Here is a 14,944-nt window from a genome sequence, read left to right as displayed (position 1 = left end):
GCTAGCTTCGTCGCAAAGAGATGTCCCAAATTGCATTTGGTCCATCTCTTGCCTTACAGAGCTTAGCGGGCCCTGTCGCTTTTCTTTTATTCCGGAGGAGCCACAAGTTTGTGCTGAAATGCATAAATGACCGCTTGTGTCCGGTCGTGGACTTCCAGTTTGCTCAACAGATTGCTGACATGGGATTTGACTGTTTTCAGAGCTATGAAGAGCTCATCTGCAATTTCCTGGTTCGTATAGCCATGCGCCAACAGAAGAAGAATTTCCATTTCCCGTTCTGTCAGGTCCTCGTGCGGCACCCGTTCATGGCGCATCTGCTTCATCATTTTGCTCATCACTTCGGGTTCGAGAACCGGTGTGCCATTCATCGTCTCGCGGATTGAGTCGGCAATACGTGAAGCTTTCGAGGTTTTCAAAATGTAACTGACAGCGCCTGCCTTCAGCGCAGGATAGACTTTATCGTCATCAAGAAAACTGGTGACGATCATGATTTTCGCATCAGCCCATTCCCGGTTGATCGCTTCGGTTGCTTCGGCACCGTTCATGACCGGCATGACCATGTCCATTAAAATGACATCAGGCCGTAAATCCAGTGTCATTTTCACGGCTTCTTCGCCGTTGGCTGCTTTTCCAGCAACTTCCATATCATCCTGTGCCTGCAAATAAGCGGAGACACCGATGCGCACCATTTCGTGGTCATCAACTAACAGAATTCGTATCATCCGGAATCTTCCTTTCAATAGGTACTTTCACTTCTACAATGGTTCCTTCGGAAGGGACCGAGACAATTTTGCTGGTGGCTCCGATTTCAATGGCGCGTTCTTCGATATGCTTCAAACCGTACGAAGTCGATTTCGACTGTTCACTTTCAAAACCGACGCCGTTGTCCTGAATGCGTAAAATGGCGAAATTATCGCGCTCGATAAATAGGATATGGACTTCGGTGGCTTTGGAATGGCGCAATGTATTCGACAGGGTCTCCTGGGCAATGCGGAACAGATGGTCTTCCGCTCCTTTTTGAAGAGGTACCTCTTCGAGTTTATGCTCAATCGTAAAATAAACTTTTTCTTTCAGCTCAGAGACCAGTTCAAACAGGCCCTGGCGCAAACTTTTATCGTGCAGCGCAGCCGGCCGCAAGTGGAGAAGCAGGGCACGCATCTCGAGCTGAGCCTGCTGCACCATTTTTTCCGTCTGCAATAAGGCGGGAGATGCTTCTTTGCCCTCAGTCATGGAGGACAGCAGCATTGAGGCCGCAAATAATTGCTGGGAGACGGAATCGTGCAACTCCCGTGCCAGCCGCTGGCGTTCCATGACGAGCCGTTCCTGAATAAGCTGGTCCTGGGTTTCGGCTCGTTCGTTGGCAATTCGCGCCAGGCTCTTTCGCTGGGATTCCAATAGTTTTTGAAGCTTCAATATCGATGCCGAAAGTTTCGGGGGCAAAGTTTTCATTTGCGCAGCTTCAATGACGGTCTGGTTGTCGTTACGAAGAAGTGCCTGGAAAATCTCTTCGATCTCCTGCACTTTGGAACGCGATAAAGACTCGGTCCACCAGGAAATTCCGGTTGACAGAGCCACCATCAAAACGAAAAGCCAAATGCCGAAGGGAAGGCCGGCTACAAAATCCTCCCACAGGACAGACCATGTATTTACAGCCGGCAATCCGAGAAGTGCGAGCAAAATACTGAAAATGACTGCAGCGAACAGCGCCATGAAAAATAGACTGCGGGGCAGGATCCCTTTCATCGGCGGATCACCTCGACATCCCCCATCCAGGTATTGACTGTTACAATCAATTCCCTTCTGATCTCTTCCGCCTGTTGATAGCCGTCCTGCGAGTGGACAGAGCCATACCAGATCCGCTGTTTTTCGCCATTGAAAAAGCGGGCATCACCAAAAACAGTAGAGTAGTAAACCCGCACCGGCACTTCGTAGGGCACAATCACCCGAACCCGGCCGAAGCCCTGGCGGATTGAGATCAGTGAGGTTTTTTTCGGCAGTACCGTTTGTGTCGCATCGATCAGCAGATCGCCGACAAAACCCTGGACATGGACATCTTTCCATTCGAAGGATTCGATTGGCGTAGCCTGTGCGGAAAAGAATTTGTTTTGGATCAGCCCTTTATCGACTTGTCCATTTAACGGTATATCCTGCTGCCATTCTTCGCATTTCCACAGACGGACGAGCAGGTAAATGGCTGCTGCCAGAATGAGCAAGCGCAGGCTCCACATCGACAGGATTGAAATGCCGATCAGGATAAAGCCGGTCCAAAAATACGATTTCCGGTATTTGGGGCTTTTTTTATTGCCGTAATATAAGAGTCCAATGCCAAGAAGAACCAAAAACACGCTGCCGTTTCCAAAAAAAGCAGCTTCCACGAAGATTAGCAATAATGCACTCAAGGCAAAAAATGCCTGTCTATTGGTTGAAAAATGATTCATCGCAGTTTTCGCCTCCTTCTTTGCATCAGAAAAGTAAGAGGGACAAGTCTCCCTCTTACTCCAGCTTACACAATTTCTTTGGTTTTTGCGCTGTTTTTTTCCAGCGTTTCAAGACGGCGCTCCATCGTGGAACGTTCGTGTCGTTCTTCGACTTTATTGCCCAGCGACTTGATGTAATTGGCCATATCATCGAACGAACCGATGCGTTCAGCGACCAGTTCAGGGCTCAGGATTTTGTCCATCTGGTAATGCGCGTGTCGCATTTTCCTTGCCCATCAACTGAAGCTGACGGACTTTCATGTCTTTTACTTTGTGCTTCATTTCCTCATAACGCTGCTCGAGTGCAACACTTTCCGCGTCCTGGAGTTCTTTGTCCAGCTTGAGGCTTAGGCTCGTTTGCCGCTCCAGCCATTTGCCGGCAGTTTGTGTTTCTTTCTCGGCTTCCAGAATGTATTTATTCAATAAACTGATCGTATTTTTTTCCTCTTTCTTATCCAGTATTGCATCCATGTCCGTTGCCACTGCGAATTTTAATCGTTGCCATAATGTTGTCATGTAATTTCCTCCTTATTTGTTGAGCTTGGCCCACTGTTTTTCAAAGTTCGTGAACGGATCGTTTTTAGCAGGTGCAGAAACGGGTTCCCCATTCCAATTTTTGTAGATGTACCACAAGACCCCGATTGCCAAAACGCCAATGATGGCCGGCACGTTGGAAACGGCTGACAATGCGCCGACAGCTGCGACAAAACCCCACCAGATTTTTGCGGCTGTGGACACACTTTTCAAGTAGTAGTGGACCCCGATGTAGATGATGACGCCTGATAAGGCGAGGCCGATGATGGACCCAAGATTCGAAATGGCGATGATGCCGGCAATAATGCCGATGACTGACATCCAAAATTTGTTCAAGTTATTTCCTCCTCTCAATTTGTACCTTCAGCTTATCAAGGGGAGCAAAAAGGCAACACGGTCTGCGACTGCATCTTTTACTCAGACCTGAGGCTTAGTTGGCTCCGGGCAGTTAGCTTACAGACGGAGAGGGTATAATGGAAGAAAACCGGAAAGAGGTGAGGCTGGTGAAACAGATAGCTGCAGGGCTGATGGGATTGATGATTTACAGTGCTCTCGCAGGATACATAGGCTGGGCGGTCTTTATCTGGCTCCGAAGTTTTTCTTTTCCCGTCAATGGCTGGCTTTTCACATTTATCTGTATCTTGCTGGCTTTCAGCTATTTGATCGGGATGCTGGGACATAAATGGATGGGCTTTACGATTGTGGGTTCTTATTGGATGGCATTTTTCCAATACGCGCTGCTCGTGGTTCCGGTTGCGCATGGGGTGGTTCTCGTCCTTGAACACCCCAGGGCAGTCCAAATTGCAGGGGTGGCATCTGTTATCCTTCTGCTGCTTATTTATCTCATCGGGACATTCCTGGCTTACAGCCCCGTCATCCGGCAAAAAGAAATTGTCGTAAAGGGCAGTAGCGAAGATGTGAATATCGTGGTTGCCTCCGATTTTCACCTTGGTGTCCTTTCAGGAAAACGCCATTTGGAGCGCTTTGTCACATTGAGCAACAGTCTGGAGCCGGATGTCGTTTTACTGGCGGGCGATCTCGTTGATGATGACCCGATCTGGTACGCCCGCTACGGGATGGCGGAAGTGATGCGGAAGCTCACTTCGAAATACGGCATTTATGGGGTTTTGGGAAATCATGAGTATTATGGCAAAAAAATCCCTTTGCTCGTTCGTGTCATGGAAGAATCGAGCGTGAAAATATTGAGGGACGAAACCATCGACATTGCCGGAAAATTTTATCTGACCGGCAGAGAGGAGCGGACCAACGGCAGAAGGAATCTTCTTCAAAGTTTAAAGCCGGAAGGGAACCTGCCCTGGATTGTCATGGACCACACACCTTCCGATTTGAAGACACCTGTACAACTGGCTGCTGATTTTCATATTTCGGGCCATACCCATAAAGGGCAGATGTGGCCGAACCATCTGATAACCAAACGAGTTTTCGATCTGGATTATGGATATCGGCAGGATGGGAACACCCACTTTCTCGTTTCTTCCGGTTTCGGATTTTGGGGGCCTCCGATTCGGATCGGCAGCCGGTCGGAATTGTGGATGGTACACATAAAGTTTCAAAATATTTGATTGAAAGAGTTGGTGTGAATGGAAGCATGGATTACTGATGTCATGGAAACTTACGGCTATGCCGGAATATTTTTTCTCATTCTGATAGAGAATATCTTTCCGCCCATCCCGTCTGAAATTGTTCTGACAGTGGGCGGTTTCATGACAGCTGCAGCAGGTTTGACTGTATTGGGCGTAATTGCTGCATCAACTGCCGGTTCAGTTACCGGGGCAATAATCCTCTATTACCTGGGCAGATGGCTGAGCGTTGAAAGGATGGAAGGGATTGTGGAAAAGCACGGCAAGTGGCTGCGTGTAAAGAAGCGGGACCTTTATAAAGCAGATGCCTGGTTCGACCGTTATGGCATATGGGCAGTGTTTGTCGGAAGGCTGATTCCAGTAGTGCGAAGCCTCATCTCGATTCCGGCTGGAATGTCCGGCATGAAATTAAAATGGTTCCTCCTGTTTACGACTGCCGGTACGCTGATCTGGAACACGATCCTTGTCACAATAGGCGCGGCAGTTGGTGAAAACCGCGAAGCCATCATGCGGCAGATGGAATTGTATTCGAATGCGGTCTATTTATTATTGATTGTGGGAACAATTGCGGGTGTCTGGTATTTCATTCGGAAAAGAAGGGTAGAGTAGAGTAGGGGAATGCTGAAAAAATTGCTCCTGATTGCTGCGCACCTCGTCGCAAATACATCGGCCTCGCCAGCTTCGGCCGCTGTATTTGCCGCTGTTTTTGTAAATTGTTATAATAATTAGACAATTAGAATGGAGGATGTTTTATGAAGCCGATTGTTTACATTACCCGAAAGTTGCCGGCAGAGGCGATCAAGGGTCTGGAAGATTCCTATGAGGTGCGGATGTGGCAGGAAGAGGAAAAGCCGGTTCCGCGTGAAGTTCTTGTGGAGGAAGCCGGAAATGCAGCCGCTTTATGGACAATGCTTTCCGATCGGATCGACAGGGAATTGATTGAAAAGGCCCCAAATTTAAAAATCATCACCAATCTGGCGGTCGGTTATAACAACATCGATTTGAATGCAGCGAGGGAACGCGGAATTGCTGTGACGAATACACCTGAGGTGCTTACCGAGACTACCGCCGATTTGGCCTTTGCTTTGATGCTGGCCACTGCCAGAAGATTGGTTCAAGCCGAAAAGACTGTACGATCCGGTGAATGGCAATCGTGGACACCCATGGGCATGACGGGCCAGGATGTTTTTGGGGCAACCCTTGGAATCATCGGAATGGGCCGCATCGGTGAAGCGGTCTGCAAACGGGCACAGGGCTTTGATATGAATGTGATCTATCACAATCGCACCCGCCGAAGCCTGGAAGATGTCGAATACGCTGAATTCGATGACTTATTGGCAAAATCCGATTTTGTTATGATTTTTACTCCTTTGACAGACGAAACCAGAGGAATGATCGGCGAACGGGAGCTGGGCTTGATGAAAAATACAGCCTGCCTGATCAATGCCGCCAGAGGAGGGATTGTCGATGAAGAAGCGCTATATGAAGCGTTGAAATCCGGAAGCATCTGGGCAGCGGGCTTGGATGTGTTTGAACAGGAACCGCTAACGCTCGACAGCAAACTTCTGGAACTCGAGAATCTTACGGTGCTGCCGCATATCGGCAGTGCAGGCATCCGGACAAGGCTGGAGATGATGAAGTTGAACAGGGAAGCAATTTCAGCTTGTCTGGAAGGGCAACAGATTAAAAACAGAGTTTGTTGAGAGCATTTTATGGAAGAACGGTTGTCGGGGCTGAACAGGCCCCGTCGCTTTTCGTTAGTTGAACAATCCTGTGATTTATTGTAAAATGATTGAGGTTTTTGAAGTCTGTTTGAGTCAGAAAGCAAATTGAAAGAATAGGGGGTATGATTCATGCAAAATCATACACACAACGTTTTATTGTACTATTTATATTCACCGCTTGAGGAGCCCGAACTTTTCGCAGCTGAGCATTTGGCGGCTTGCAAAGAGATAGGGTTAAAGGGTCGTATCCTTGTTTCCCATGAAGGGATCAATGGTACCTGCTCAGGAACTATTGAACAGACAGAGGCTTATATGGAAATGATGAAAAGTGATGAGCGCTTTTCGGATATCGTCTTTAAAATCGATGAAGCCGAAGGGCACGCTTTCAAAAAGATGCACGTCCGTGCGAAAAAAGAAATCGTTAATCTGGGGCTTGAAGAAGACATCAACCCGAATGAATTGACCGGGACCTATCTGGAACCTGCCGATTTTTACAAACGCATGCAGGATCAGGATACAATCGTGCTCGATGCACGCAATGATTATGAATATGATTTGGGCCATTTCCGCGGCGCTGTCCGCCCGGATATTGAAAACTTCCGTGATTTGCCGGAATGGGTCCAGGAAAACAAAGAAATGTTCGAAGGCAAGAAAATTTTGACGTATTGTACAGGCGGCATCCGCTGTGAAAAATTCTCCGGCTGGCTGAAAAGAGAAGGCTTCGACGACGTTGCCCAATTGCATGGAGGAATTGCCACTTACGGAAAAGACCCGGAAGTGAAAGGCGAACTGTGGGATGGCCAGCTCTACGTTTTCGATGAGCGCATCGCAGTGCCGGTCAACCAGGTGGAACACGTCGTTGTCGGCAAAGACCATTTCACTGGCGAGGCATGTGAGCGCTATGTGAACTGTGCAAACCCACAATGCAATAAGAAAATACTCAGCTCTGAAGAAAACGAGCATAAATATATGCGTTCATGCTCAGATGAATGCCGCGAACATCCGCGCAACCGCTATGCTTTCGAACACGGCCTCACAGGGCCGGAAGTACAGGCAAAGCTTGATGCCTTGAAGGAAACGACAGAAGTTTAATGAAAGCAATAATAAAAAGCTGCCCTAAGTGGGGCAGCTTTTTTTACATTATAAATCTTTCATACCAAAATTCAGTTGTTCACGAAACTTTCTCTTTGCAGTCAAAACAGAAGAGTTCCCCTGCCAGATTGACGCCATCAAGAAAGCCGTCACGGCAATAAATTTTCTTCCCGCAATTCACACATGGACCGACCAGCTCAAGCATCCGCCAGTCCGTCGGCAAATATGTACATCGCTTCCCGCAAATATTTGGATAAACCGGCCCCGTGGCGATCGATGTTCCGGGCAAATCGGCTATCATTGGCGTAAAGATCCCCGAGGCCGCGGAACATCTTCGGTGAACAATTGTAGAACCGGTCCAACAAGTGGTAATAGGCCTTCATTTCGACTTGGACTTCCGGCGCTTCCGGCGGCAGATGCATCAAGTTGGCGACGGCATTGTAAATCCGGTCCCCTTCCCGGTTGATCTCCTCCAAATCCTCTTCTTCTTTTTCAGGTTTTTTGGTTGCAGTAGCAACTGCAGCTTCCGCTTCAACAGCCACCTCTTCTTGCTGTGCCACTGCAGGCTCCGGTTCCGTAAAGTTCACTTCTTCAAGAATTTCCTCCTGTTCGGCAAACGCTTCGCCTGTCGCGCCGGTTTCTGCAGCGGAAACCGGAGAAGGCGCATCCATATACATTTTAATGTTGTCATCTGTCTTTTTAATGCTGAACGCAGAAAAACGCTCTTCATTTGTTAGTTCCTGTCCACCCGCATATTCCAGCTGAGTGAGCTCAGCATTCTCTATTAACTTTTCAATTCTTTCTTTCTTTTTACGCAATAATTCAGCGTGTTGAGTCAGTGCATATGTGGCATCAAAACCTTCTGCCACCAATTCCTGGATTTTTTTCAGTGAAAACCCTAATTCCTTCAGAAATAAGATGTGCTGGAGCAGTTTCAAATCATCGTCATTATAGTAACGGTACCGGTTGGATCCGATGTTTGAAGGTTTCATTAAACCGATGCTGTCGTAATGATGGAGAGTGCGGACACTGACTCCTGCTATTGTTGCTACTTCCTGTACTTTGTACATGTGGATCACCTCTTCCCTTTGATTAGACTATGACGTTCCGTAAGTGTCAATACCTTTTCGGGCTTGTTCAATAAAATGTTACTTTCATCATAGTGCTTTCGAGCGTATTCACCACAGCAAAGAGTAAATATTTATAATAAAGGAAAATTCAAACTATTATCAATTTTATCTGGGTTTTTCGCTGCAAATGTGAAATAATGTATATGTAAGCGCTTTCTTTGCATTAGGACCTGGAAAAGGAGGAGAAAAGAGAAATGAAATTGACGAACTTTGTAAACGGGCAATGGCAGGAAGCAGCAGAAGAAACGAGGTTCACCCCTGTCATCAATCCGGCAAGCGGGAAAGAGCTGGCGCATGTTCAGATGTCATCTGCTGAAGATGTGGACAGGGCAGTGGCAGCTGCAAAAACCGCACAGAAATCATGGGCGAAAGTTCCGGCGCCGAAACGGGCTTCCTATTTATATGAAATCGGTCGGATTATGAAAGAAAGAAAAGAACAACTTGCACAGACTCTGACCAAAGAGATGGGGAAAGTGATAGAAGAGGGACGAGGCGAAGTGCAGGAAGGAATCGATATGGCTTTTTACATGGCGGGCGAAGGCCGTCGTCTTTTTGGTGAAACGACACCTTCTGAGCTGGCCGATAAATTTGCAATGAGTGTGCGCGCACCAATCGGGGTTGTCGGCCTGATCACTCCCTGGAATTTTCCGGTGGCAATCGCCACCTGGAAGTCGTTTCCGGCTATCGTGGCGGGCAATTCATTTATCTGGAAGCCGGCGACAGAAACACCGATGATGGCCTGTGAAATGGGACGGATATTCAAAGAGGCCGGCCTTCCGGATGGGGTAGCCAATATTGTTTTCGGGGCGGGTTCGGAAGTGGGAACCGCAATGATCGAGCATCCGGATATCAAAGTTATATCCTTTACGGGGTCCACGGAAACAGGCCGGAAAGTTGCAGAAGCAGGCGGCCGCAACCTGAAAAAGATTTCACTGGAAATGGGCGGAAAAAATGCTGTGATTGTCATGGAAGATGCAGACCTCGAGCTGGCTGTGGAAGGCATATTGTGGAGCGCTTTCGGAACTGCCGGCCAACGCTGCACCGCCTGCAGCCGTGTCATTGTGCATAAAGACGTCAAAGAAGAACTTCAAAAGAGGCTGCTGACGAAAATGGGAGGCCTGACGATTGGAGATGGTCTTGACGAAAGCGTCAAAATCGGACCTGTCATCAACCAAAAAGCGCTCGAGAAAATACATTCCTATATTGAAATCGGCAAACAGGAAGGAGCTTCGCTATTGGCAGGCGGAGAAATCCTGCGAGGTGGACATTACGACGGCGGGAACTATTACGCGCCGACATTGTTCAGCGATGTGGATGCATCCATGAGGATTGCCCGGGAGGAAATATTCGGTCCGGTTATTTCAATAATCGAAATCGACAGTTTTGAAGCGGCGATTGAAGTGAATAACAGTGTGATTTATGGGCTGTCCAGCTCAATTTACACAAGGGATGTGAACCGGGCCTTTAAGGCGCAGCGGGACTTGGATACGGGCATTATCTATATCAATGCCGGGACGACCGGGGCCGAGATTCATTTGCCGTTTGGAGGAACAAAAGGAACCGGCAATGGCCACAGGGATTCAGGTGTGGCGGCGCTCGATGTCTTTACGGAATGGAAATCCGTCTATGTGGATTTCAGTGGAAAATTGCAGCGCGCACAAATTGACAATGAAATTTGAAATGGAAAGGGGATGAAAGAGATGAAAGTGGCGGTATTGGGCGCAGGCCTGATGGGAAAACAGGCGGCAGGAGATCTTGTTCAGAGCGAACAGGTTGAAAGAGTCTATTTGGCGGATGTGGATACGGAGAAAGCGGAAGCTTTTAAAAAACAAATGAACAGTGGAAAGCTTGAAATTGTTTATCTCGATGCAAACGATGATCAGTCATTAAAATCGGTCATATCCAAAGCGGATGTCGTCATCAACGCCCTTTTTTATACCTTCAATGTAAAAGTGGCTGAAATTGCACTCGAATGCGGCGTCCATGCGGTGGACCTTGGCGGGCATATCGGCGGCGCAACGGATGCAGTGCTGGAACTCCATGAACAGGCACAGAAAAAAGGTGTTACGCTGATTCCGGATCTTGGAGTTGCGCCGGGGATGATTAATATCCTGACAGGCCACGGGGCAGGAAAGCTGGACCGTGTCAGCGACATAAAAATTTTAGTGGGCGGCATCCCTGTCCATCCGGAACCGCCCCTCCAATACAATCATGTTTTTTCATTGGATGGTATTTTTGATCACTATACGGATCCTTCTCATGTGCTGCGGAGCGGCAAGCTGCTCGAAGTGCCTTCATTGTCGGAAATTGAACATGTACAGTTCGAAGACTTCGGTGAACTGGAAGCATTCCATACCTCCGGTGGCACTTCGACGCTGACGGAAACATTCAGGGACATCGATAATTTGGAGTATAAGACCCTCCGCTATAAAGGCCATGCGGAGAAATTTCAGCTGCTTGTCGACCTGGGGTTAACGGACCGGGAAAAAACAGTGACGGTCGAAGGGCAGGCGGTCAAGGTCCGGGATGTGCTGCGGGAAGTGTTGACCCCACTTACTGAGCTGGGAAAAAAGGAAGATGCAGTCGTTCTGAGAATAACTGTTGCAGGCACGAAAAACGATGAAGCAATGACGATTGCCTATAACCTTGTGGTCAGAAAAGATCCGCATTCAGGAGTGACGGCAATGGCGAGGGCGACAGCTTATACAATTTCCGTGGTGGCCCAAATGATCGGAAGCGGTGTAATCGATAAACGGGGGTCGTACCCTCCGGAGCTGATTGTCCCAGGAGATGACTATATCAGGGAAATGGCGAAGCGCGGCGTCGATATCAAGGAGACCGTGGAGCGGACCGTGACCCAATAAGAAAAATGAGGTATCGGGAGGTTTTGGCGATGAATTTCAGCTTTTCAGAAGAGCAGTCGCTGCTGAGGAAAACGGTAAGGCAATTTGTGGACAATGAAATCATCCCCCATATTGCCGAATGGGACACCAAAGGCGGCTTTGACCCCTTAATATGGAGCCGTCTGGCTGACCTCGGACTGATGGGAGTCTGCATTCCGGAGAAATACGGCGGAAGCGGCATGGATTATAATTCGCTGGCAATCGTTTGTGAAGAATTGGAACGGGGGGACACCGCCTTTCGGACGGCGGTATCGGTTCATACCGGTTTGAATTCGATGACTCTTCTGCAATGGGGCAGTGAGGAACAGAAACAGCGGTTCTTATTGCCGCAGGCCAAGGGGGAAAAAATTGGGGCTTTCGGGTTGACGGAACCGGGAGCGGGTTCTGATGTTGCCGCGATTACGAGTACGGCATTGCGCGATGGCGAGGACTATATTTTGAACGGACAAAAAACATGGATTTCTTTATGCGATTCGGCTGATCATTTTATCGTTTTTGCCTATACCGATAAAGCCAAAAAACATCAGGGAATCAGCGCCTTTATCGTTGAACGCGATCGTGACGGTTTTTCTTCCAAAGCGATCAAAGGGAAATATGGGATCCGTGCGGGCAATACGGGAGAATTATTTTTTGAAGATGTGCGCATTCCGGTTGGAAACAGGTTGGGTGAAGAAGGGGAAGGCTTTAAAATCGCAATGGCTTCCCTGGATAACGGCCGCTTCACAGTTGCAGCAGGCGCGTGCGGATTAATCAGCGCATGTCTGGAGGAGAGTGTGCGTTATTGCCATACCCGTTCGACATTTGGCAAATTGATCGGAGAGCATCAACTGGTGCAGCAAATGATCGCCAGAATGGAAGCGGGTTACCAAATGAGCCGCTTACTGGTATACAGGGCCGGTGAATTGAAAAATCAGGGGATTCGGAATACAAGAGAAACTTCCCTGGCAAAATGGCAGGCCTGTGATTTTGCCAATCAGGCAGCCGATGACGCTGTGCAAATCCATGGGGCTTACGGTTATTCAGACGAATATCCTGTGGGCAGATTTTTGCGGAATTCGAAAGCTCCCGTAATTTATGAGGGAACGCGGGAAATCCATACCATCATGCAGGCTGAATATGTACTGGAAATGCGGGAGGACAGGGACTTGAACAAGATGTTGCCGAAATGGCCGTTTGAAGAGTGAAACCTGTGCTTATGCCAGGTAAGCCCGTACACAGTAGAAAAGCCCTGAAGAAAAAATTCTTCAGGGCTTTTTTGCTGTTCGATTATCCTAAAGATTCCACTGGCCTCGGAACAAACATTTTTAATTTTTTTGGAAGGATTTTGATTTCAGCGGGAGTTTTTAAATAAACCTCTCCATCTGTATCGATATTCATCGGGCTCTCCGTCTCGATGTTGATGTGTTTGCCCTGGTAATGCTGGATGTGGTCCAAACTTTCGGTGGGAACGTCAGGTTTGGATAACGAGAACCATTCCAGCATCGCTGCAATCGAAGAAGTCTGGATAATGAAAACATCAAGCAGGCCATCAGAGGGGTCGATCGAATCCATTGGAAAGGCGTGTGTTCCGATCGATTTGCCGTTCATGGCCAGAGCGAGTACGCCGTTTTCTTCATAGTGAACTCCATCAACCGTCAAGTGTATCGGGAAAGGTTCAGTCTGCCGCATCGATTGCAGGCCGCTCATGAAATAACTCAATTTTCCGTAACGCTCCTTCAACTGGAGATCGATGTTTGTTGAGATGTCTGTAATGATGCCAATGCCCGCAAAATTCAGGAAAGAGTGGCCGTTTATATTGGCCGCATCAACATCTTTTATGAAGCCGTCGACAAGGGCTTCAGCGGCCAGTGTCAAGTCCATGGGTATTGAAAGCGTCCTGGCAAAATCATTGCACGTGCCGCTCGGAATGATTCCGAGCGGAGGAGGTGCAGGAACGTCGGACAAGGCCTGAACAGCGTCATGGATCGTACCATCACCTCCTGCGACAAATAATGCCTCAACTTCAGCAGGCAATTCCCTGCAAGCATCCCTCAATTCTTCCGGGCTGTTGGTCTGGATGAGTTCCAATTTTTCTGAAACGGCCGCTATCGCAGGGGCCGTCATTGCAATGACCGAATCCGGCGTGGACGTTCCTGCCTGCGCGTTATACAATAAAACTGAACGTTTAAATTTCGGCATGATAGTACCTCCTTGCTTTTGATCTTATAAGTACAATTCCACTCCATGCTTTCCGGTAAACAAAACGGACTGGTTTGAGTATAACGAAAACGAAATGGGAGGTCACCATATGACAGTCAGAATTTTTTATCAGGATGCAATGGCACAGTCCGTTGAGGCCAATGTTATTGCCACTGGGATCGACGAAAAAGGGCATTACGCTGTGCTCGACCGGAGCTGTTTTTATCCGGAAGGCGGTGGACAGCCGGCAGACAAGGGCGTAATCGGGAAAACGCAAGTGACCGACGTCCAGACCGTCGACGGGGAAATCCGTCATTATACAACAAGTGCGCTGGCGCAGGGCGAATATTCCGCGGCAATCGACTGGGAGCGGCGTTTCGATCATATGCAGCAGCATACAGGCCAGCATTTATTAAGCGCGGTTTTTGAAGACGGATTTGGTATGGCGACAAAAAGTTTTCATCTGGGAACGGATCGGGTATCAATCGACCTTGACGTTCCATCAATCAGCGCTGAACAATTAAAGCAGGTGGAGCAGCAGGCAAACCAATTGATCGCCAGCCATATTCCGATTGAAACGGAATGGGTGACGCAAGAGCAGGCTTCCGGGCTGTCGTTGCGCAAGAAACCCGCGGTGGAGGGAGAGATCCGGCTGGTCAAGATAGCGGATACTGACATCAATGCCTGTGGGGGGACGCATCTCACCAACACGGCACAGCTGGGCGTGATTAAAATTGTCCGGGTGGAAAAAGCGAAATCGGCTACCCGGGTCTACTTCCTGTGCGGCAATCGTGCGCTGAATCATTTCAATCTGCTGCAATCAGTCGCCGACCAGTTGATAAGAAGTTTTAACGTTCCTGCGGCCGAATTGCCGGAAGCGGCAGCCGCGTTATTGAGCGACAGGCAGGACAAAGAAAAAAAGCTGAAAAAACTCACTCTTCAATTGCTTGAGTCCGAAGCGGAAAGCCTCCGTCCTGAAGGCGATGCGCTGATAAGAGACTTCAGCGGCCGGCCGATCAAGGAAGTACAGCGATTGGCAAAGCTGACCGCTGAGAATCATGGCCTTCTTTATTTGCTCTTTATTGTTCAGGAACATTCGCAACTACGTTTCATCTGCGCAAAAGGCAAGAACTCCGGTGGGAATATGAAACAAGTACTCGAAAAGCTGATTGAGGGCAGCGGCGGCAACGTCGGCGGAACCGAAGATCTGGCGCAGGGCAGCGCTCCGGTGGGGCGAAATCCGGAAATGTATACAGCAGCCTTTCAGAACCTGATCAAGGAAATTACATAAATTCTGTAACTTTT

At 48.5% G+C, this 14,944-nt stretch carries 16 protein-coding genes; 8 read left to right on the top strand and 8 right to left on the bottom strand.

Features of this window, described 5'->3' with window-relative positions; all coding sequences use genetic code 11:
- Positions 1-86 precede the first annotated feature (86 nt).
- The 6 genes from DIJ65_RS01875 to DIJ65_RS01855 all read right to left on the bottom strand — a co-directional run bounded on the left by DIJ65_RS01875 (position 87) and on the right by DIJ65_RS01855 (position 3,347).
- A complete protein-coding gene (locus tag DIJ65_RS01875; RefSeq protein ID WP_071152163.1) occupies positions 87-722 on the bottom strand; it encodes a response regulator transcription factor in 636 nt (211 codons plus the stop codon).
- The gene (locus DIJ65_RS01870; RefSeq protein WP_071152164.1) at positions 700-1,743 is read right to left on the bottom strand and encodes a sensor histidine kinase; all 1,044 of its coding nucleotides are present in this window, start codon (positions 1,741-1,743) and stop codon (positions 700-702) included. The genes DIJ65_RS01875 and DIJ65_RS01870 overlap by 23 nt, the downstream gene beginning before the upstream one ends.
- Positions 1,740-2,438 (bottom strand): cell wall-active antibiotics response protein LiaF, encoded by a 699-nt coding sequence (gene liaF / locus DIJ65_RS01865; RefSeq protein WP_071152165.1) that lies wholly within the window; start codon positions 2,436-2,438, stop codon positions 1,740-1,742. The genes DIJ65_RS01870 and liaF overlap by 4 nt, the downstream gene beginning before the upstream one ends.
- A 65-nt stretch (positions 2,439-2,503) precedes the next feature.
- Positions 2,504-2,680: a hypothetical protein gene (locus DIJ65_RS16630; protein ID WP_313903002.1), complete on the bottom strand. Its 177-nt coding sequence runs from the start codon at positions 2,678-2,680 to the stop codon at positions 2,504-2,506.
- Positions 2,658-2,993, bottom strand: a complete 336-nt coding sequence (locus DIJ65_RS01860) for a hypothetical protein (RefSeq protein ID WP_313903001.1) — start codon at positions 2,991-2,993, stop codon at positions 2,658-2,660. Before DIJ65_RS01860 ends, DIJ65_RS16630 begins: the two co-directional genes overlap by 23 nt.
- A gap of 12 nt (positions 2,994-3,005) precedes the next feature.
- Positions 3,006-3,347, bottom strand: a complete 342-nt coding sequence (locus DIJ65_RS01855) for a lmo0954 family membrane protein (protein ID WP_071152166.1) — start codon at positions 3,345-3,347, stop codon at positions 3,006-3,008.
- A gap of 167 nt (positions 3,348-3,514) precedes the next feature.
- Here DIJ65_RS01855 and DIJ65_RS01850 point away from each other — a divergent pair, with 167 nt between their 5' ends.
- The 4 genes from DIJ65_RS01850 (at position 3,515) to trhO (ending at position 7,428) form a co-directional block, all read left to right on the top strand.
- The gene (locus DIJ65_RS01850) at positions 3,515-4,594 is read left to right on the top strand and encodes a metallophosphoesterase (protein WP_230321268.1); all 1,080 of its coding nucleotides are present in this window, start codon (positions 3,515-3,517) and stop codon (positions 4,592-4,594) included.
- Positions 4,595-4,612: 18 nt separating this feature from the next.
- A complete protein-coding gene (locus DIJ65_RS01845; RefSeq protein ID WP_071152167.1) occupies positions 4,613-5,221 on the top strand; it encodes a DedA family protein in 609 nt (202 codons plus the stop codon).
- Between the two features lie 143 nt (positions 5,222-5,364).
- Positions 5,365-6,315: a 2-hydroxyacid dehydrogenase gene (locus DIJ65_RS01840; protein WP_117299581.1), complete on the top strand. Its 951-nt coding sequence runs from the start codon at positions 5,365-5,367 to the stop codon at positions 6,313-6,315.
- A 150-nt stretch (positions 6,316-6,465) separates the two neighbouring features.
- Positions 6,466-7,428 (top strand): oxygen-dependent tRNA uridine(34) hydroxylase TrhO, encoded by a 963-nt coding sequence (trhO, locus tag DIJ65_RS01835; RefSeq protein ID WP_117299583.1) that lies wholly within the window; start codon positions 6,466-6,468, stop codon positions 7,426-7,428.
- Between the two features lie 197 nt (positions 7,429-7,625).
- On the opposite strand, the gene DIJ65_RS01830 is transcribed toward trhO, so the two are convergent.
- Positions 7,626-8,498, bottom strand: coding sequence for a MerR family transcriptional regulator (locus tag DIJ65_RS01830; RefSeq protein ID WP_117299584.1), 873 nt, complete (start codon positions 8,496-8,498; stop codon positions 7,626-7,628).
- Positions 8,499-8,752: 254 nt separating this feature from the next.
- Between DIJ65_RS01830 and DIJ65_RS01825 the strand changes: the two genes are divergently transcribed.
- The 3 genes from DIJ65_RS01825 to DIJ65_RS01815 are packed head-to-tail and all read left to right on the top strand — an operon-like array spanning position 8,753 to position 12,645.
- Entirely contained in the window at positions 8,753-10,237 is a 1,485-nt protein-coding gene (locus DIJ65_RS01825) for an aldehyde dehydrogenase family protein (RefSeq protein WP_117299586.1), read from the top strand.
- 21 nt (positions 10,238-10,258) lie between these two features.
- On the top strand, positions 10,259-11,422 hold the full coding sequence (locus DIJ65_RS01820; protein ID WP_117299588.1) for a saccharopine dehydrogenase family protein: 1,164 nt from the start codon (positions 10,259-10,261) through the stop codon (positions 11,420-11,422).
- A 29-nt stretch (positions 11,423-11,451) separates the two neighbouring features.
- On the top strand, positions 11,452-12,645 hold the full coding sequence (locus tag DIJ65_RS01815; protein ID WP_117299590.1) for an acyl-CoA dehydrogenase family protein: 1,194 nt from the start codon (positions 11,452-11,454) through the stop codon (positions 12,643-12,645).
- A gap of 82 nt (positions 12,646-12,727) precedes the next feature.
- On the opposite strand, the gene DIJ65_RS01810 is transcribed toward DIJ65_RS01815, so the two are convergent.
- A complete protein-coding gene (locus DIJ65_RS01810) occupies positions 12,728-13,639 on the bottom strand; it encodes a diacylglycerol/lipid kinase family protein (RefSeq protein ID WP_117299592.1) in 912 nt (303 codons plus the stop codon).
- A 109-nt stretch (positions 13,640-13,748) separates the two neighbouring features.
- On the opposite strand from DIJ65_RS01810, the gene DIJ65_RS01805 reads away from it, so the two are divergent.
- On the top strand, positions 13,749-14,930 hold the full coding sequence (locus tag DIJ65_RS01805; protein WP_185959473.1) for an alanyl-tRNA editing protein: 1,182 nt from the start codon (positions 13,749-13,751) through the stop codon (positions 14,928-14,930).
- Positions 14,931-14,944 lie beyond the last annotated feature (14 nt).

Source organism: Planococcus salinarum (genome assembly GCF_007004625.1).
GTDB lineage: Bacteria > Bacillota > Bacilli > Bacillales_A > Planococcaceae > Planococcus > Planococcus salinarum.
The sequence above is the reverse complement of the archived record's forward strand: the minus strand, read 5'-3'. Positions and strand labels throughout refer to the sequence as shown.

Excerpts from the sequence above, each read along its gene's own strand:
- DIJ65_RS01875 (WP_071152163.1), bottom strand. The coding sequence starts at position 722 with ATGATACGAATTCTGTTAGTTGATGACCACGAAATGGTGCGCATCGGT.
- DIJ65_RS01870 (WP_071152164.1), bottom strand. The coding sequence starts at position 1,743 with ATGAAAGGGATCCTGCCCCGCAGTCTATTTTTCATGGCGCTGTTCGCT.
- liaF (WP_071152165.1), bottom strand. The coding sequence starts at position 2,438 with ATGAATCATTTTTCAACCAATAGACAGGCATTTTTTGCCTTGAGTGCA.
- DIJ65_RS16630 (WP_313903002.1), bottom strand. The coding sequence starts at position 2,680 with ATGGACAAAATCCTGAGCCCTGAACTGGTCGCTGAACGCATCGGTTCG.
- DIJ65_RS01860 (WP_313903001.1), bottom strand. The coding sequence starts at position 2,993 with ATGACAACATTATGGCAACGATTAAAATTCGCAGTGGCAACGGACATG.
- DIJ65_RS01845 (WP_071152167.1), top strand. The coding sequence starts at position 4,613 with ATGGAAGCATGGATTACTGATGTCATGGAAACTTACGGCTATGCCGGA.
- DIJ65_RS01840 (WP_117299581.1), top strand. The coding sequence starts at position 5,365 with ATGAAGCCGATTGTTTACATTACCCGAAAGTTGCCGGCAGAGGCGATC.
- trhO (WP_117299583.1), top strand. The coding sequence starts at position 6,466 with ATGCAAAATCATACACACAACGTTTTATTGTACTATTTATATTCACCG.
- DIJ65_RS01830 (WP_117299584.1), bottom strand. The coding sequence starts at position 8,498 with ATGTACAAAGTACAGGAAGTAGCAACAATAGCAGGAGTCAGTGTCCGC.
- DIJ65_RS01825 (WP_117299586.1), top strand. The coding sequence starts at position 8,753 with ATGAAATTGACGAACTTTGTAAACGGGCAATGGCAGGAAGCAGCAGAA.
- DIJ65_RS01820 (WP_117299588.1), top strand. The coding sequence starts at position 10,259 with ATGAAAGTGGCGGTATTGGGCGCAGGCCTGATGGGAAAACAGGCGGCA.
- DIJ65_RS01815 (WP_117299590.1), top strand. The coding sequence starts at position 11,452 with ATGAATTTCAGCTTTTCAGAAGAGCAGTCGCTGCTGAGGAAAACGGTA.
- DIJ65_RS01810 (WP_117299592.1), bottom strand. The coding sequence starts at position 13,639 with ATGCCGAAATTTAAACGTTCAGTTTTATTGTATAACGCGCAGGCAGGA.
- DIJ65_RS01805 (WP_185959473.1), top strand. The coding sequence starts at position 13,749 with ATGACAGTCAGAATTTTTTATCAGGATGCAATGGCACAGTCCGTTGAG.